The following is a 15,978-nucleotide window of genomic DNA, read 5'->3' as shown; positions in this document are numbered from 1 at the left end:
CACGATGCTCGCCAGACTGGTCAAGAAATTCACACCTCTCCGGCGCATGTACTATCGGTCATTGATCGCCAAAGGCATCGGCGGCCAGTCCGACGAAGGGCAAATCCTTTTGCGACTTGCGAAGGAGACCGGCGCGCCGAACACCTTCATTGAATTCGGATTCCACCCGATCCAGTTCAATTGCGCAGCGCTGATGGGCTCATTCAAGGGGCTGCTCATTGACGCCAACAGCCAGCAGGTCGCCGACGCGAGAGCGGTGCTGCCATCCAACATCCGGGTTGAAGAGCGCTTCCTCGACTTGGAGAACCTCGATTTCATCCGGAAAGCCTTTCCCAAGGTTGGCGTTCTCTCCATCGACATCGATGGCAACGACTACTGGTTCCTTGAAAAACTGTTGGACATCGAGCCATCGATCATTTCGATCGAATATAACCCGAGCTTCTTGGACCGCTCGATCTCAGTCGTTTACGACCCCGTTTTTGATCGCCACCAGAAGCACCCTAGCGCTTGGTACCATGGTGCTTCACTCGTCGCGATGGCTAAGCTATGCGCGGCCAAGGGATACGGGTTGGCAGCGGTGTCCAACGGGGGCGTTAATGCCTTCTTCACCAAGTCCGGGAAACTGGACCCGAAGACGGCATGGAGGCCATCCGAGCTGCGCGCGAAGTGGTCAGGCACGACACCGCAGCAGCAGTGGGATGCCGTCAAGCACCTTCCGTTTGTCGAGATATAGCGCGAACCGCATCGATGCATTCGACCAACAGAGGCCTCCAGTGCTGGTAACCAGCTTCCGAAATATGGACGCCATCGGTGAAGCCGGCCGAAACCGGCAACCCCGCCTTCGCCAGTGACGCCCGAAACTTTGTGTCCATATCGAAGACAATTGCCCTGTCGCCGACAGCCCGGATTTCGGCATTCTGGCGTTCGATGAGATCCCTGCTAAACCGGTCGACCTGAGCCCCTTCCTTTTCCGGCTCCGTTATGGTGAGGATCGCGACAGGACGATCCAAGCAGGCGCGCACAAGCGCATCGAGCATCGATCGGAAGTAGAGCGTCCTCGACTGGAGATCATCCCCTTCGCGCCACTCTGCATCGTTGATGCCTACACCGACAACGAGGCCGCCGACGCTGTCCCAGACGCCGTTCGACTTGGTGCGGCTGACGATCGCCAGGACATCCGCGACGCGGGACCTTCCGACAGCCGCCATTATGACGTCCGGGTGGCCGCCGTGCGCCTGAGATGCGGCCACCAGGCTGTCTCCTAACAACAGAATCGAGCGCTTCTGCGATTGGGTAAGCTTAGCTATCAACTCGGCTTCCCGGTCCTCTCGGGATCTCCCGAGAATCGCCCGGATCAGGTCAATGACCGGCTTGAATGAAGGATGCAATGTAAAGCCCCAAGTTTTGCCGGAGCACATCTGCCACACAGGGCCATTCCAGTCTAGTTCACGAACATGCCGCGACGAACCATATCGCGAAGGCTGCCGGCAACGTATGTAGCATAGCGCAAGGAACCAGCCGCATTCGGGTGAAGCTCGTCGCTCATATACAGCGTCGAGGTCATATAGCCCATTCCGCTCTGGGAAATGTCGACGTACTTCACACCTAGCGCCTGACACACTTCGCGCTCAGCCCGCATGAACTGATCCATCGTGTTGCCCTGCCCGTTGGTACGGCCAAGCCGATGGGTCGCGTGGCCGGGGCCACCGCTGTAAGTACCGAACACGATGATCTTGGCACCAGGCGCGCGCGTACGGATGTCGAGAATGGCCTTCCAGATCGAGCCGTAGTGCGTGCCATAGGTCGTGTCGCCGAAAGCACCCAGAGGCGTCTCCTGCGCCCCGAAGGCGTTCGGACCGGGCTCCAAGGTTACAATCTCAGCGTCCGTGGGCATCGTAGCGATTGGCGTGGACATACCGTAGCTTGGATACGCAGTGGTACTCAGCCCCAGCGCCGAGCCGCTGACTGCTAGGTTGGTCAGGATCATGCCCGTTTGTCCGGCGAGCAGCGACGCATAGTAGGCGCCGATCGTGATGCTGGAGCCCAGCGCCGTCCACTTCTTTCCGACGAGAGCAGCAGAGCCGTCGTCATAGGAGCTTTCGTCGCCGCCACCCGGACCAAGCGCCCCAATATACAGGCCAGCGTTTGGAGTGGCTGTCGTACCAGCACTTCGGGTCCACGGCGCGACTGACAGGTCTTCCGGCGACACGTTGACGTTCGCACCACCATTAATGCTGAAGGCCGATCGCTGCACGAAGAGACCAGATACACCGTCGCCGACATAAGGGTGACCGCCAGACGCTGGGAAAATCCGATGCTGCGGATTCATCGAGGACGTGGCAGTCGCTGTCACGTTGACCGTGCACTCGTACCAGCCATTGCCAAGGGCCGCGATGCTCGCCCCTGTCCCTGAGGCAATACCAAGATCCAGATCGAAGGTGCAGTTGTAAACAGCGCCAGAGTTCGAGAACAAATTGAGACGATGGCGCTCTCCCTTTTTCGCGGAGACCTTGATCTCGACCGTGTTGCCGTTGGTAACGGTTCTTGGCTGCCAGAATGCTGGATTTCCCCACCCTGATTGCTCGACAAGCTTGGTTGCCGTCATGCGGCCGTTGACAAGGACGTCGAGCTGGTCGACGGATGCCACAAGCGGTGGCACGACAAGAGCGGCGGGGCTGACCGTGTTCGTTGCGGTGCAGTTCGTCTTCGAGAAGGATGCGTCAGCCGGATTGCTGCTCGGGAGCAGGTTTGTCGTGGATCCCTGCTTGCGCAGCACGAAGCTCCGCATGTACATCCCCGACGCACCGTCCCCCGCATATGGAAAGGTTCCGGCCGGCGATATGCGCGCCTGAGCATTGTTGGTGACGTTGGCTGCGACCAGCACACGCGCAATGCACTCATACCAGCCTGACCCCATTGGGGTGATTGCGGCGCTGACGAAGTTCGCGCCACCCGTGGCGGTGATTGTTCCCTCGTTAAGATTGAAGGTTGCGTTGTAAACCGCTCCGGGGCCAATGTGAATAAGTTGCAAGATCCCCCGTTCCGCTGCCTTCGCCACGACGACATGCTCGATGGTGTCACCGCTGACAAACGAGTAGGACCGGAAGACGGAAGGATTTATTGAGCCGCTGGCCTCGGTGACTTTGGCAGTAGGGACGCTAAGTCCCTCCAGCATGGCAACGGTGTCCACCTGTGCGTCGGTCTGGTCGACACGAGTACCAAGCGCATCGACCTCTCCGAGAAGAGCATTGGACGAGGCTGTCTTGACGAACGTAAGTGCTGTCGTGCCAACCACGATCGGTGCGGGTGTCGTGCAGCCCCACGTCTCTGCCGCATGAGTACCAGCGTCGATGGTGAAGGATGCGCCAACCAGCTCGTCTGCAGCGTCCATGTCTGCCGAGCGGATGGCCGCACCGGAGGCCTGCACGACATAGATGCCGTTGAACGCATCCGCCGGCGTTACTGCACGCGCGACGCGATCCCCGGCCGCAACCACAAGCCCATCGTGCGTTGACCCCGCCGTCATCGCAGCGGGTGCGGTGGCGGTGGTGACGAGCAACCGCACCGACTGCTTCAGCTTGACACCGCTAAATGCCAGAGACTTGACCGCCTCGATCTCGGCATCGATCTGGTCGACGAACGGAAAGATGTCATCCGTCGTCGGCTCGTTCGGCGATGAAGACGATACGCCGTCGATCTTCCATTTGCGCCAGGCGTTACGGCCCAGTTCCTTGATGGTCGCCATCGGTGATCCTCTGGGTTAGCTGACGATCGCGGCGGCCGGCCCGGCCAGCGGTCCTGCAATGCTCGATCGGTTAAACGGCTCGGCGTAGATGTCGAAGCTGCCCGGCGCCGAGACGATCGGCAGGACGTAGCCAATACCCGGCGCCACTGCATAGGGCGGCGCGACACGGTCTGTGGTGCGGTCGAGAGTGCCGCCCGAGACCACCCTGTAGACCGCCACCGTCGCCAGATGGCTGTCGTTGGCGGTGCCGAAATTGGCTGAGAATTGCCCGGTGCCGTCCGATGCCGAGAAGGTCAGCAGCGCAACAGGCGCAGTCGTGTCGACGACGACCGTCACCGGCGCGGTGGAATTCTGCCAATCGAACGGTGTGTTGCCGTCCTTGTTACGGATGCGCCAGTCATAGGCGCCGCCATCGACGATCGCGGTATATTGGGCATTGTCGAGATCCTGGTTGACCGAGGCGTCGAACCAGTCGTCAGCACCCGCCGCCGAGACCTGGAGCTCCTGTGTGTAGCTGTCGGGCAGAACGCCTGCCCCAGCCGCCACCCATGCGAATTTGAGGATCGGCGCCGAGTTGGCGGCCAGCTCCACCGTCGGGGTGACGTCGAGCGTGACGTCTTCGATGTCGGACGGCAGGACAGGCGGGATGATGACGGTATCCTGTTCGTCGATCGCCGGTACCCAGTCGGTGGCACCGGCGCCCAGCACGACAAAGTTCGCCGAGACCGTCATGGCATCGGCATCGTATTCTATGCCGCCGATGGCGTTGGCGATGCGGTCCAGATCGTCCTCCGGAGACAGGTCGAGCGTGAAGGCATAATCCTCCAGCAAGTCGAGCGCTTGGGGCCCGGAAGTCACGGTTCCGGCGAAGTCGGGGTTCTGCTCATGCAGATAGAGCTTGCCCAAGCGCAACGCCTGAGTCGGCGATGGGCAAAGCAAGAGGCTGATCGGCTCGCTCAGTTCCCCGCCGTCGTCCGCGTAGAGATCAGGATGGCGCCACGCGACCTCGTTTTCCTTGTAGTTCAAAGCGGGATCAAGATAGGTGACCTTGACGGTGTTGAACGACTTCTGCATGGCACGGCCGCCGACCAGGTCGATGCTGAAGTGATCGCCGTTCTTGGCGCGCAGCGCGATACCGGGAACCGAACGCATTTTCTGGCGCACCGAGATGCGGCCCTGCGGATCGATGAACACATCGGCATTGCAGACCGAGGCGATCGTCTTGATGCGCTCCTCGTTTTCCGCGTTTGCCAGGATCATGCCGGTGGCACGGTAACGCGGCTCGACACCGCCTGATTTCAGCGGAACCGGCTCGTCGCTATGATCGCAGAAGGCGGCAAATGCATCGAAGTTGACGAACTCGGTATCGGCAGGCGTAAAACCATAGACATCCATCGTCTCGGCCAGCAGGCATCGCCCGGCATTGGTGGTCAGGCCAGATGTCCCGTCGCGGGGATCATAGATGTTGTTGAAGGCGTCGATCACCACCTGAAGCGATGGCATGTTGTTGGGGTAGACGGTCGGCATCTTCGAGGTGCCGACCTGCTCGCAGATCTGCAGCACCATCACGCAGCTGCGGTGACGGAACGGTTTTAGCGGATCGTCGAGCTCGGGGAACGCGTCGAGGATTGCCTGAAACGGTTCGTCATCGGCCAGGCCGAGCGTGCTCAGTATCTGCACCCTGGACCGGTCATCGGCGGTGTACTGGCGCTCATCGACGAAGCCGTCCGGGCGAAGCGTCACCGGCCTCTTATCGAGCCGGAAGGAGACAAAACCCTCGATCGGCCCTTCGCAGATATAGTGCAGCAGGTAGCTCTTCTGGCCGCGCCTAAAGGCGAACACGATCACCGATCCGGCCAGGAAACGACCATAGATGCGCCGGCGCGGCGAAATCGGCTGCCGGATGTTGGTCTGGATGTCGGACGGCTTGGCGCTCGGCGGCGGTTTTTGCAGCGCCAACGTCAGTGCTGCCGTAAGACCGTAGCCGATCGTCGACACGATGGCGCCGGCAATGGCGCTGACGGCGGCCGGCCCGAGGAAGAACACCGGACTGTTGACGACAAGCGTCAGGATAATGGCGGACAGCGGGTCGCGCCCCGCCATCCTCGGCAGATTGTCAGGGCTGAGACTGCTTTCGAACAGCCTGATGTCGCTGAGGCGCGGTCTCATCCGCCGAACCCCATCGACCAGACGCAATCGACGCCGATGCGCAGGTGCCTCACGCCCTTCGGGTGATCCCGCATTGCCCAGCTGTGCCCGTCGAAGATCATGCCAAAGGTCCAGTCCCTGGTTTGCAGGATGCCGACATCGCCGCGCACAGCCGGACTGCCCATGCGCGGCGCCCCGAGGTATTCCACCATGTGTGCAATCAGTCCGCCGCGGCGTTCCAGCAGCGCCCGGGCTTCTTCCTTGCTGTGGTACAGGCCGCGCCAGGAGACGCCGAAATCGACGCCCTTGATCAGCTTGCCCCAGCCGATCAGGAACAGGATGCAGTCGCCGTTGCCTTCGCCCCATACGAAGTCGCTTTCGCGCTCGCGGGCGAGGTAATCATCGAGAAGATCAAGCATTCGCGTCGAAGAGATTCAGGCTCTTGTCGATCATCTGGTTGACGTACATGAAGCCGGTCGAGCCGGGATCGCGTTTCTGCTGATCGCTGTTGGTGATCATCGAATTGGCGGAGCGCCGGCGGCGCACGAACCAGTCCTCGAGCATCAGGGTCAGCGTCCGCGACGACGGCCCGGACTTGTTCATCGACAGCCGATCGCCGATGCCGGTGTAGAGGTGAAAGCGCGGATCGAGCGGCTGGATGTCGCTGTTGTAGAACTGCCCCCAGAAGCGGAAGAACCGACCCCTGATGTCGCGCTGGTGTTCGGCGAACAGCGTCTTCAAAGTCGGGTCGTCGGCATTCAGCGTGCACGTCACCTGTCGCGATGCACCGATTTTCGAGGCGCCGAGGTTCGACACCCTGGCCAGCCCCTGCAGGCCCTTCCATTGGATCGATTCCTTGGCCCCGTCGAAGCCGCGCGAGATGGCAATGCCGCCTTGATTGTGCAGATATTGCGTGCCCGACAGGAATTGGAATTCGCCAAGCACCAGCAGATGCACGTGGTTGCCGCGCAGATATTCCTTGATCGTCTGCGAAAACATCTAATCGACGCTTTCGACCAGGCGGGTGAGGTCTTCGACGAATTCGAGCGTGACCGAACCGCGCTTGGCATATTGCAGCTCCTCAGAACCAGGTATTGCCGTGGTGCAATATCCGACAAAAACCGGAGCCAGCGAGACAATGGCGCCTACGCTTGCCGCTTGTCGAAGGACCGGCGACAGCTTGAGCCGATTAGAGCCATCCGGCTCCATCCAGGAGCCGGCGATCATGTAACAGAATTCGTTGATCGAGATGGCGCAGCCGCCGGGCAGTTCGCCGTCGGCGGCAACGTATATATCCCGATCGTTTAGCGCGGCTGGCTCACTCAGCGTTGCTTCCAGCGTCGGCACGGCATGACCGACACCGGTGGCATAGAGGGCATCAGTGGCGAACGGGATGCCAAGCGGATACGCCTGCCGTGTCGCTTTGGTTGCGATGCTCCAGGGGCCGTCGATGCCGTACAGGTCGGGCAGCCTTATCCGCACCAACTGGCTATCGGCCTCCATGTTGGCAAGAAAGCCACGCATGGTGCGCACCTTGGCGATCGAGTTTATGTAGATGTCCTTCAGCGTCAGCCGGAATTGCGCCCCGCTCATGCCGGTCGACCGGCGCATCCCATTGGTCGCCTGCTGACCGGGGCGCGTGTTGTAATCGACGGTCAGGCTGACGCTACGCGGCGTCAGGACGCAAAGCGGATAGTCCACTGTAACCGTCATCCCTGCCGCTCCATGATGTCGCCGAAGCGGCCCGGAAGTTCGCTGTCGTATTTCGAGATGCCGGCCTTCATGACGCCGCCGGCCGTGCGCTGCGAAACACCCTCTACGAATGGCAGGAGGTTGCCATTGTTGTTGGCCGAGACGCCTACGGTTACATGGACCCGCTGCGCCTGCTGCGCACCGCCAATCCTGTTGTTCGGGATGACCTGAGACCCGCGCGGCAGGTTGATAAGCTCCGGCCCGCGCTCGCCGACAATGGCCATGCCCCCCGGTGCAGAGTTCGTACCGTTGGCAAAGCCCGGAATGCCGCCGAGCAGGCTGGAGAGAAAGCCTCCAAATCCGCCCGAACCACCAATCGACGGCATCGACAGCATCTGTTGAACGACTTGGGCAAGGATTTGCAGTAGCTCGCGGCCTTCGATCTTGCCATCAGCCAGGGCGGTGGCAAGGCCGTTAACGGCAGTCTGCGCAACTTGGCCCCATGCTTTATAGCTCGCCGCCAGCTGGTCTGCCGCCACCTTGGCCGAGGTCGATTCTTGCGTCAGATGCGACAGCGCGTCGGCCGGGATCTGGAACGCATCAGCGGCGCGGCGTGCGACCACCTCGCTTGCGTTGACCCACTCGGTCGTTACCTTGTCGGAGGCGTTCCCAGACAGCATCTCGATCTGTGCAATGCCGTCCGCCGTGGCGCGCAGGTTGCCCGTAGCAAAGCCGACATGGCCGCCCGTCTGCCCGGCATTCTTGCCATTGGAATCAACGAGAACGTCGCCCTTCTGGATATTGGCCGCGCTGACGCCCTTCCCCCAATTCAGGAAGTCCGTTGCTACATTGCTGCCTGATCCCTTCACGCCAACTTGCGCCAGGGCGGAATTGACGAAGGCGGCGCACCATGCGCTTGTGGCTGCGTCCAGATCGACGCCGCCGGCCTTCAGGAAGCTGTTAATCTCCCCGCGGTTCGCATTCTCGTTCTTGCCTAGGAGCAAGGTTGCAGCGTCGACGGCGATAGCGGTCTGGTCGGCAACGGCCCGATCAATCTGCTCGGCGGCATCGTTGGCGGCGCGCTCCGCAGCCTTCGTGCTTGCCGCGGCACCTTTGGCTGCATCCGGTGCAGCAAAATTAGCCAACGAAACCGGCTTAACAGTCGGGGTTGCCGGAACTCTTCCCGTTTTGTCGGTTGTCTTTACACCCTCAGCGACGAGCGCATCCGCCCTTCGCTTTGCGTACTCAGCAACCGCTTTCACGGCGGCAGGTTCACCACCCGTGACTGAACCGCCGAACCGCTCGTTCATTGTGCGGGTCGACTGCATGCCTAGAGCTTGGCCGGCGTCCGTCCCCGACAGGAACTCGCCTACTCGGTCGGTGCCCAAGGCGGAGCCGATACTTGCGCCAAGGTTGTTCGCTGCGTTGTTGACGTAGTTCAACCATCCAGCGACGTCGTTCAGCCATCCAATAACAGCGCGGACCTTCCCGCCAAACTCTTCAAAATCGACGCTGTTGATGGTGTTCGCCATCAACTGGAAGGCGCTGGCCAGATCGGTCGCGACGCCACTGCCTTTGGCGAATTCTCGCGTGGCATTTATCATTGCATTGGTGAGACGGACGAACCCCTGCGAGACCGTCAATTCGGCATTGGCAACCTTGTCTTCCAGGATGACGGAACCCGCTTCGAAGGCACGGAAGAAGGCCTTCGACGACACCTCTCCGTCAATGACTAGCTTTCGAAGCTTTGCGACGGAACCTCCCGCTTCCTCTAGTCCGGCCGCCGCGGCGCGCATGATGGTCGGCGCGCCTTCGATTATGGAGTTGAACTCTTCCGCACGAACGATGCCACCGCCGAGTGCTTGCGTGAGTTGGATCAGTGCGCCGCGGGCCTCATCCGCAGTTGTGCCTTGCACCCTTAAGGCAAGAGCGATTTTGTCGGTGAAGCCGATGATTTCTTCGTTGGAAACTCCAAGGTCCTGTTGGGCCAGAGAAAGGCGCGTATACAAGGTAACAAGGGTCTCAACGGGAGCGGCGTTCCTTTGGGCGCTCTCGAACAGACGATCATAGACACCCTCCAGCGCAGCGCCGGACAGACCGGCAACCTTCAGAGCGTTTTCAATGCGCGTTGCCGCATCGATAAGCCGCTGGGCACCCTGCAGGGCAGCGGTCCCGGCGAAAGCGGAAACGAGAGTTGTCGACATCCCGAGCGCTGCCGTCCTGATGGACGTCATGGATCTGCTGAACTGGCGTTCAGCATTGATCACATTGCGGTTGTACCGGTCGACCTTCGCCTGAAGTTCAACAATGACCTGATCAGCGACAATCGCCATTACAGCCTCACATTCGGGTCATTCATCGTCACAGACCGCAGCAAATCCTCAGCCTGAGACCATTCCTCGTCGGTGACGGTCGGCTTGTCCTTGGTGCGCCGCTTTTCCAGCGCCCGGAGCATCGAGACGATCTCGTAGAGGCTCATGGTCTCGATAGCGCGCGGGTCTACTCCGCTGTCGAGGAAGGCTGCGCGGTAACCGGCGAAGTCGGTTTTGCTGCCGGGGTTTCCCCGGCTCCGGCTTCCCCCGATGGAATATCCTCCATCCCGAACCAAACCGCCTGCATGACCTTGGCGGCTGTTGCCAAGGGCGAGGCCTCATCTCGGGGATCGGCAATCGGCCTGCCCTCGAAATAGCGGTCCATCATCGCCTTGGCCTGGGTTGGTGGCATTCCGCCGCCTTCCAGCCCAAGAAGGATGATTTGGTAGAGATCGCCATATCGAGGCCGAAGCGACATGACGCGGTTTGCAAGCTCTGCAATGCCCGCGTCACACGCCTTTTCCAGATGCTCGATCTGCTTCCCTTTCAGAGCGAACAGGTGGTTCCCGTCGCCCCAAGGGAGAACGACCTCGGAAGAGAGGTTCGGTTTACTCACGCCTCACCTCACGCCGCTACGACCGCGAGCGACTTGGCGGACTTGGTATTGATGCTGCCGGAGGCATTCGTTGCCGTCTCGACGAGATCCAGCATCTTGCCGATATCGCCAGCGACGGCGGTGTAGCCGATCGCGGTTGCGGCAGCGATTGCGACGTTGTTCGCAAACCACTGGTAGCTGAGCGTCGGCGCACCGGTATAGATGCCAACGGTTCCGACGAACGGCGTGCCAACCACAGGCGCGGTCGCCGGGATCGAAACCGGCGTGGTGATGCCGGGCGCCGGCGGGATGGAAACCCAGTTCGGCCGCCCATCCCAAACCACAGTGCCGGAATTGGTGTAGCGGCCGCGGCCTTCGGAGGACTCCTCGTATTCGGTTAGCAGCGCCCTGCCCTCCCAATATCCCTGGTTCGGTGCTCCGATATTGCGATACCAGCGAACCTCTCGGAACGATTCCTCGCTGTCGGCTGACATCGACCAGATATCCCAGACCGGAAGCGCCTTGTCGGCGAGCGTGCCGGTGAAGGTCAGCGTCATGCGCTTGGACACCGGATCGATGCCGAGCCAGATCACCGCGTCCGGATCATCGCACGGCGGAAGGTCGATATCATTGGTGTTGGTGGTGACCGAGCGGGTAAGGCCGGTGATGCCGCAGGGCGAACTGAAGATGCCGCTGCCGACCGGCTCCTCGACCAGAAGCTGCTGCTGACCGAAGCGGATCGAATAGTCTTCCTGTGCCATGGATAGGCTCCTTCTGAGGGACTGGCGCGCGGTTCAGCGGGCCGAGCGACCTTGCCAGGGTCGTTTTCAGGCGTCGATCAGGCGCGAACCGCTGTGATCGAGAATTCAGTGATTGCGTGCCACCTGTCCGCTTCCGGCTCGTCGCGGATGAGGTTCGTATTGACCCATTCGTTTTCGATGATGCCCAGACCTGCCGGGGCGAAAGTCTTCATGCGTTCGACGATGAGTGCGGCGATGTTCGCCGCCTTGTCTTCGCCGGCGCCGCTTGGCGACGTCTCGGCGAAGGCATGCAGGGTCACGCGAACCGCCGCGCCATCCCAGCACGTCGCCTCATAGCCGGTGGTGACCGGAGAACCATAGCGGATGTAAGGAAAACGCGGCTTGGCCGGCATCTGCATGCCATACAGGCGCGCGACCGGCACAATGGCTGTCAGCACTGCATCGCCCTCAAGATGGCTGATGACAGCGACCTTGAGCGGGCCGGAAATGTCAGTCGGCATCGAACACCACGCGGCCATCTTTTCCCACGCGGGCATTGGCCGGCTTTTCGATGGTCTCGATCGCCCCGATGGAAAGTCCCGCCTCGACGCAAGCCAACGGCTCGTAGGCGATCTGCCCCTTGCGGAACGCCTTCATCTTGTTCGGCGCGAAAAGCCAGTCGAACCGCTCGGCCGTGACGCGGAACCACCTTGAGGTTGCCCCGGTCTTCGCTGCTGCGTAGGCCTGTTCGCCGATGATTTCCGGCTCTGCCTTGGGCGCCGTCTTTTTCGCTCGTGCCATCGTTGCTACTCCGTCGCGTCTCTGATTCCGCGCATCTCCCAGTAGGCACGCGCCGGATCCTCGGTGATCCCGAAGAGCTTGCGGCGCTGACCTTGGGCCATGACGATGTCATCGGTGTTCGGTTTGGCGCCTGCGACGCCGCTCTGAAGGATCAGTAGGCGAACATCGGTATCGGTGTATCCGGGCTGCTGGCGCATCGCCTCGGTGCAGGCGTCCACTTGCACCTTGATCGGGACCGGCGGGGCCTCGAAGGGGACGATCACGCCGCCTGGCTGGCGCTGCATGGTCACTCGGATCAACTGCCCATCCCCATAGATCGAGGACAGGACCGAGCCGAAAATGCCCTGCAGAACATTGCCGTCGAGCAAGCCGGCCATCAGTAGAACACTCCCGGCCAGCCATACGTCGGGCCGCACCAATCCTTGGCGTAGCCGCTCGGCGTCATGGTGGAGACGGTCGCGACGCGCGGACCGCCACGGTTGAGCCGCAGCAGAAACACGAAGTATTTGCCGCAAGGCGTTGAATTCAGCCAGTCCATGTAGGGCGTTGTCGCAGCAGCAGCGGCCCGGAACCGGGTCAGCGTCAGAACGCCGGACTTGATGGTCTCATATTCGACCGCACCGGATGCGTGCGACTGGCTTGCGGCATCGGTGCCAAGCCCCTCAAGCGACATCAGATGACAGGCAAAGGCGATGATCGCGTTCTTGTAGTCGCCGGCAGTCCAAGACTGGTCGACGACGCGCGCCGCCATGTCTAGGTACATCTGCACCGTTACATCGGCCACGGCCGCAAATTGCGGTTTTGCCGCCTTGAATTCGGCAGGCGTGACGGCTTCGTAGGCCACGGGTCAGGCCTCCAGCGCCTTGTCGATTGCAGCCTGAAGCTTGTCAGCCTTCCACCCCATATACGGGCGCTTGCCGGTCAGTTCGGTGTATTCAGCCCGCAGCTTGGCCAGTGCGGGATCGGCTGGTGTCGCCGGCTTCGGTGCCTTTGGTGCCTTCTTCGGCTTGGCGTCCACTGCGGTGATCACGAAATAGCCGAGAGCGCGGTAGAGCGGCAGATGCATCGGATCGATGGAGATGTTCTCCAACTCGCCGCGTGCCGGCAGGCGCTCGACGCCACCCCCCTCGACTTTGATGTCGTACGGAGAGTTCGTGAGATTGACTATCTTGTGCATGGATCTTCTCCGGACGAAGAGAGCGGGAGGAGAGCGGCCCCAATCGAAACCGGGACCGCCTTGTCAGTGGGACGATCAGGTCGGGACGGGCGTGATGCCGTCTAGGTAGCGCATCGACAGCGGACGCTTGATGTCGATCGGGCCGGTACGGGAGATGCCCGGCACGACGAAGTTCAGCGGGCCATCCTGGTAGACAGGCAGGAAGCGGAACGCCATCGGCAGCGGAAGTTCCAGAACGTCGACGCTGTTGCGGTAGCCGATTCCTCGGCCGCCCCCAACGATGCCTACGGTTGCCGCCCGAGATAGGTCGGCCAGGTCGCGGATCATGAGATCGCGGCCGGTGCGCAGGCGGTAGACGTTGTTGGACATGACGTACTGAAGGATCGACATGCCGGGGCTGGTGACGCCGTAAGGTGTGCCGGCGATGTACCGGTAGGCCAGCGACGGAAGGAGCACTGTATCCGCGAGCGTGCTGGTAACGACCTGATCGGGGTTCGCAATCGGCCCCATGATCATGATGTTGATGTCGCGGACGATCTGCTCCGGCGTCTTCTGACCGACACCGAGGTTATTCACCCATGCCGTGGTGGCAGCGGTGCCATCGTTCGGAGCCGCGACAGGAGTGATGTACGTGCTGTTGATCAGCCCGGTCCACTTCTTTTGGGTCGAGCCTTTGAGGACATTGTTCCAGAGGAAAGTTTCGGAAGCCCGCCGCGCGGCCTCCGCGCGGCGGTTGGTCAGCGGAAAGCCCTGGAACGCGGCCTTGCCGAGCTCTTCGATGTTCCACTGATAGCCGACCGCGTACATGTCGAAGCTAGTCGACACCATGGCGAGCGTGGTGTCGGCGAGCGGGATGTCCTTGGCATAGCCGGACTGCCATTCGGCCTTGCCGACGATGTCGCCGATCAGGGTGTCGACGCCCGATGCCCACTCGGGATAGGCGGTGTTGATCGGCACGAGAGCGGCGTAATCCATTTCGGGATACTCGATCTCATAGATGCGGGCGTTGAGCACATGGCTCTGCTGACGCGCGAAGCTGAAGACCAGCGCCGGATCCGCGTCGAAGATGTTGAAAGGCTGCATTGGAAAATGATCCTTCTGAGGGACTGGACTGCCTCGCGGCGTTCTTGTCGGATTGAGGGGTTACGGGGCGGCCGGGATACGGCGAAGCCGGATCAGGACCAGATCACCATCGGCAGCGGCCGCGCTGTCGAATTCGGCGTTCGGGATCAGTAGGTTGGTGCCAACCGTGCTGGTGTATTTGCCCGAAGCAGCGGTCCAGTAGACCGGGCCACCAATGGTGCACACGCCACCAGCGAGCGCCCAGATGACGCCGCTCTCCATTACGGGGACATTGTAGCCCTCGGGATAGACGGAGGCGCCAATGGTCACGTCGGCTTCGGTGAGACCGCGGAACTTGCCGGCAGCGGCATACTTCTTGACCTGCTCGCCAGCGGTGCCGCGCATGACGGGCTGGGCAAAGCCGATCGGGTTGGCAACGGTGTCCTCGGCCAGGCCGGTAAGGCCGTTCCACTCTTCCATGTTCTGGCGGCGGCCAACGACGCCAGGCGCCATGGAGGTCGGGATAGTCGTCTGAAGGGGAGGCATTCGCTTCTCTCCATTGAAAAAGCCGGCTCAATGGCCGGCCATCGGGTTGCGGTGATTGGTTGAGAGCCGGCGCTTACGCCGACTTCTTGCGCTCGAAGCGGGCCAGATAGGCCGCGTGTGCGTCCTTTTCTAGCTTGGCGGCATCGGTCAGGCCGGTGGACGGCCGCAGATGCGTGATGGCATCGCGGACCTGGTCGGTGCCGCCGACATCCTCGGCGAGAATATCGAAGCGGGCATCGATATAGGCCTGCGGCTTCTCCTTGACCGCGGCATCGCCGAGCTTGGCAACGACGGCGGCCTTGCGGATGTCATCGTCGGACTTGCCGTCGGTCTGGATATCGGCGGCGATGGCCTTCGCCTTGGTGATCAGGTCGGCGCGGGCCGTGACCCTCGCATCGATCGCCTTAGCGTCGAGGACCTTGCTCTTCAGGTCGTCGATCTCGGCGTCCTTCTTGGCGAGCTCGGCATCCTTGCCCGCGATTGCGGTGGCGTGATCCGCCAGCGTCTTTGTCGAGGCAGCGGTGGAGTCAGCGAGGCGCTGCAGTAGCGTGGTGATGACCGCGGCACCCTGATCGGTCACTTCAACAGGGATGCCATCGACGGTAACCGTCTTGAGCGTCATGGTCTTTTCCTTTTCGTCACCGATTTTCAGTTGCGAACCTCCCCTCGCCATGGTGACGACGGCGAGATGGTTCATGCGAAGATTGGTCTGGATGGCGTCGTAGGCCTCGCCAGATGGCGTCGTGCCGCTGTCGAAGACGAGCTCGGCCGAATAGCCCATGGAAAGCTCTCGCTTGCCGTTCTGGACCGCCTCAATGGCCTTGGCGTCCATCAGGACGAGCGGCACGCGGACGAACTCGCCGTCGCGGGCAACATCGCCGCCCGTCTGGCCTATGGCGTGGTCGCGCCAGTTGTCGGCCGTAACCGCCTCGTCGGGATGATCGAGCGTTACCGGCCGATGGGCGTAGCTGTGCAGGGCATCCTTCGAGAACACCTCAGCCTCGGGCCGGTAGACCCGCACCACGGCCATGTCGGGCTTGCCGACTTCCCAGCCGCGATATTCCTGTATCCCGGTACGAGCCACTTTGGCATCGGCCACAAGGTATCCGTCACTGGTGCGGCGAATGCCGTCCAGCGTGATCTTGTCGAAGAGGTTCATC

Annotated in this window: 19 protein-coding genes; 1 reads left to right on the top strand and 18 read right to left on the bottom strand. The window is 61.6% G+C overall.

The window, feature by feature from the left end; translation table 11 throughout:
- Positions 1–4 precede the first annotated feature (4 nt).
- Complete coding sequence (locus NKH73_RS14245) at positions 5–733, top strand: hypothetical protein (protein ID WP_352932416.1); 729 nt, start codon at positions 5–7, stop codon at positions 731–733.
- On the opposite strand, the gene NKH73_RS14240 is transcribed toward NKH73_RS14245, so the two are convergent.
- The 18 genes from NKH73_RS14240 to NKH73_RS14155 all read right to left on the bottom strand — a co-directional run bounded on the left by NKH73_RS14240 (position 705) and on the right by NKH73_RS14155 (position 15,977).
- A complete protein-coding gene (locus NKH73_RS14240) occupies positions 705–1,418 on the bottom strand; it encodes a GDSL-type esterase/lipase family protein (protein ID WP_352933014.1) in 714 nt (237 codons plus the stop codon). The two genes, NKH73_RS14245 and NKH73_RS14240, sit on opposite strands and share 29 nt — an antisense overlap.
- Before the next feature lie 23 nt (positions 1,419–1,441).
- Positions 1,442–3,745 carry an SGNH/GDSL hydrolase family protein gene (locus NKH73_RS14235; RefSeq protein ID WP_352932414.1) on the bottom strand — a complete coding sequence of 768 codons (2,304 nt, stop codon included), beginning with the start codon at positions 3,743–3,745 and terminating at the stop codon, positions 1,442–1,444.
- Positions 3,746–3,760: 15 nt separating this feature from the next.
- Complete coding sequence (locus NKH73_RS14230; RefSeq protein WP_352932412.1) at positions 3,761–5,914, bottom strand: phage tail protein; 2,154 nt, start codon at positions 5,912–5,914, stop codon at positions 3,761–3,763.
- A complete protein-coding gene (locus NKH73_RS14225) occupies positions 5,911–6,312 on the bottom strand; it encodes a DUF6950 family protein (RefSeq protein WP_352932410.1) in 402 nt (133 codons plus the stop codon). Before NKH73_RS14225 ends, NKH73_RS14230 begins: the two co-directional genes overlap by 4 nt.
- Complete coding sequence (locus NKH73_RS14220; RefSeq protein ID WP_352932408.1) at positions 6,305–6,892, bottom strand: hypothetical protein; 588 nt, start codon at positions 6,890–6,892, stop codon at positions 6,305–6,307. The genes NKH73_RS14225 and NKH73_RS14220 overlap by 8 nt, the downstream gene beginning before the upstream one ends.
- Entirely contained in the window at positions 6,893–7,606 is a 714-nt protein-coding gene (locus NKH73_RS14215; protein WP_352932406.1) for a hypothetical protein, read from the bottom strand.
- Positions 7,603–9,918, bottom strand: coding sequence for a tape measure protein (locus NKH73_RS14210; RefSeq protein WP_352932404.1), 2,316 nt, complete (start codon positions 9,916–9,918; stop codon positions 7,603–7,605). Before NKH73_RS14210 ends, NKH73_RS14215 begins: the two co-directional genes overlap by 4 nt.
- A complete protein-coding gene (locus tag NKH73_RS14205) occupies positions 9,918–10,064 on the bottom strand; it encodes a hypothetical protein (RefSeq protein WP_352932401.1) in 147 nt (48 codons plus the stop codon). The genes NKH73_RS14210 and NKH73_RS14205 overlap by 1 nt, the downstream gene beginning before the upstream one ends.
- A gap of 20 nt (positions 10,065–10,084) precedes the next feature.
- A complete protein-coding gene (locus NKH73_RS14200) occupies positions 10,085–10,513 on the bottom strand; it encodes a gene transfer agent family protein (RefSeq protein ID WP_352932399.1) in 429 nt (142 codons plus the stop codon).
- 8 nt (positions 10,514–10,521) lie between these two features.
- Complete coding sequence (locus NKH73_RS14195) at positions 10,522–11,253, bottom strand: hypothetical protein (RefSeq protein ID WP_352932397.1); 732 nt, start codon at positions 11,251–11,253, stop codon at positions 10,522–10,524.
- Positions 11,254–11,330: 77 nt separating this feature from the next.
- Entirely contained in the window at positions 11,331–11,753 is a 423-nt protein-coding gene (locus tag NKH73_RS14190; protein ID WP_352932394.1) for a DUF3168 domain-containing protein, read from the bottom strand.
- Positions 11,743–12,033 (bottom strand): hypothetical protein, encoded by a 291-nt coding sequence (locus tag NKH73_RS14185; RefSeq protein WP_352932391.1) that lies wholly within the window; start codon positions 12,031–12,033, stop codon positions 11,743–11,745. Before NKH73_RS14185 ends, NKH73_RS14190 begins: the two co-directional genes overlap by 11 nt.
- 5 nt (positions 12,034–12,038) lie before the next feature.
- Complete coding sequence (locus tag NKH73_RS14180; protein ID WP_352932389.1) at positions 12,039–12,410, bottom strand: hypothetical protein; 372 nt, start codon at positions 12,408–12,410, stop codon at positions 12,039–12,041.
- Positions 12,410–12,877, bottom strand: a complete 468-nt coding sequence (locus NKH73_RS14175) for a DUF4054 domain-containing protein (RefSeq protein ID WP_352932386.1) — start codon at positions 12,875–12,877, stop codon at positions 12,410–12,412. Before NKH73_RS14175 ends, NKH73_RS14180 begins: the two co-directional genes overlap by 1 nt.
- A 3-nt stretch (positions 12,878–12,880) precedes the next feature.
- Positions 12,881–13,210 (bottom strand): hypothetical protein, encoded by a 330-nt coding sequence (locus NKH73_RS14170; protein ID WP_352932384.1) that lies wholly within the window; start codon positions 13,208–13,210, stop codon positions 12,881–12,883.
- 75 nt (positions 13,211–13,285) lie between these two features.
- Positions 13,286–14,293: a major capsid family protein gene (locus tag NKH73_RS14165; protein WP_352932382.1), complete on the bottom strand. Its 1,008-nt coding sequence runs from the start codon at positions 14,291–14,293 to the stop codon at positions 13,286–13,288.
- 60 nt (positions 14,294–14,353) lie between these two features.
- A complete protein-coding gene (locus tag NKH73_RS14160; RefSeq protein ID WP_352932380.1) occupies positions 14,354–14,818 on the bottom strand; it encodes a structural cement protein Gp24 in 465 nt (154 codons plus the stop codon).
- Positions 14,819–14,891: 73 nt separating this feature from the next.
- Positions 14,892–15,977, bottom strand: coding sequence for a DUF2213 domain-containing protein (locus NKH73_RS14155; RefSeq protein WP_352932378.1), 1,086 nt, complete (start codon positions 15,975–15,977; stop codon positions 14,892–14,894).
- Position 15,978: the final 1 nt, after the last annotated feature.

This window comes from Mesorhizobium sp. M0938 (assembly GCF_040319125.1).
Taxonomy (GTDB): domain Bacteria; phylum Pseudomonadota; class Alphaproteobacteria; order Rhizobiales; family Rhizobiaceae; genus Mesorhizobium; species Mesorhizobium robiniae.
This window is presented reverse-complemented; position numbering and strand designations above follow the sequence as displayed.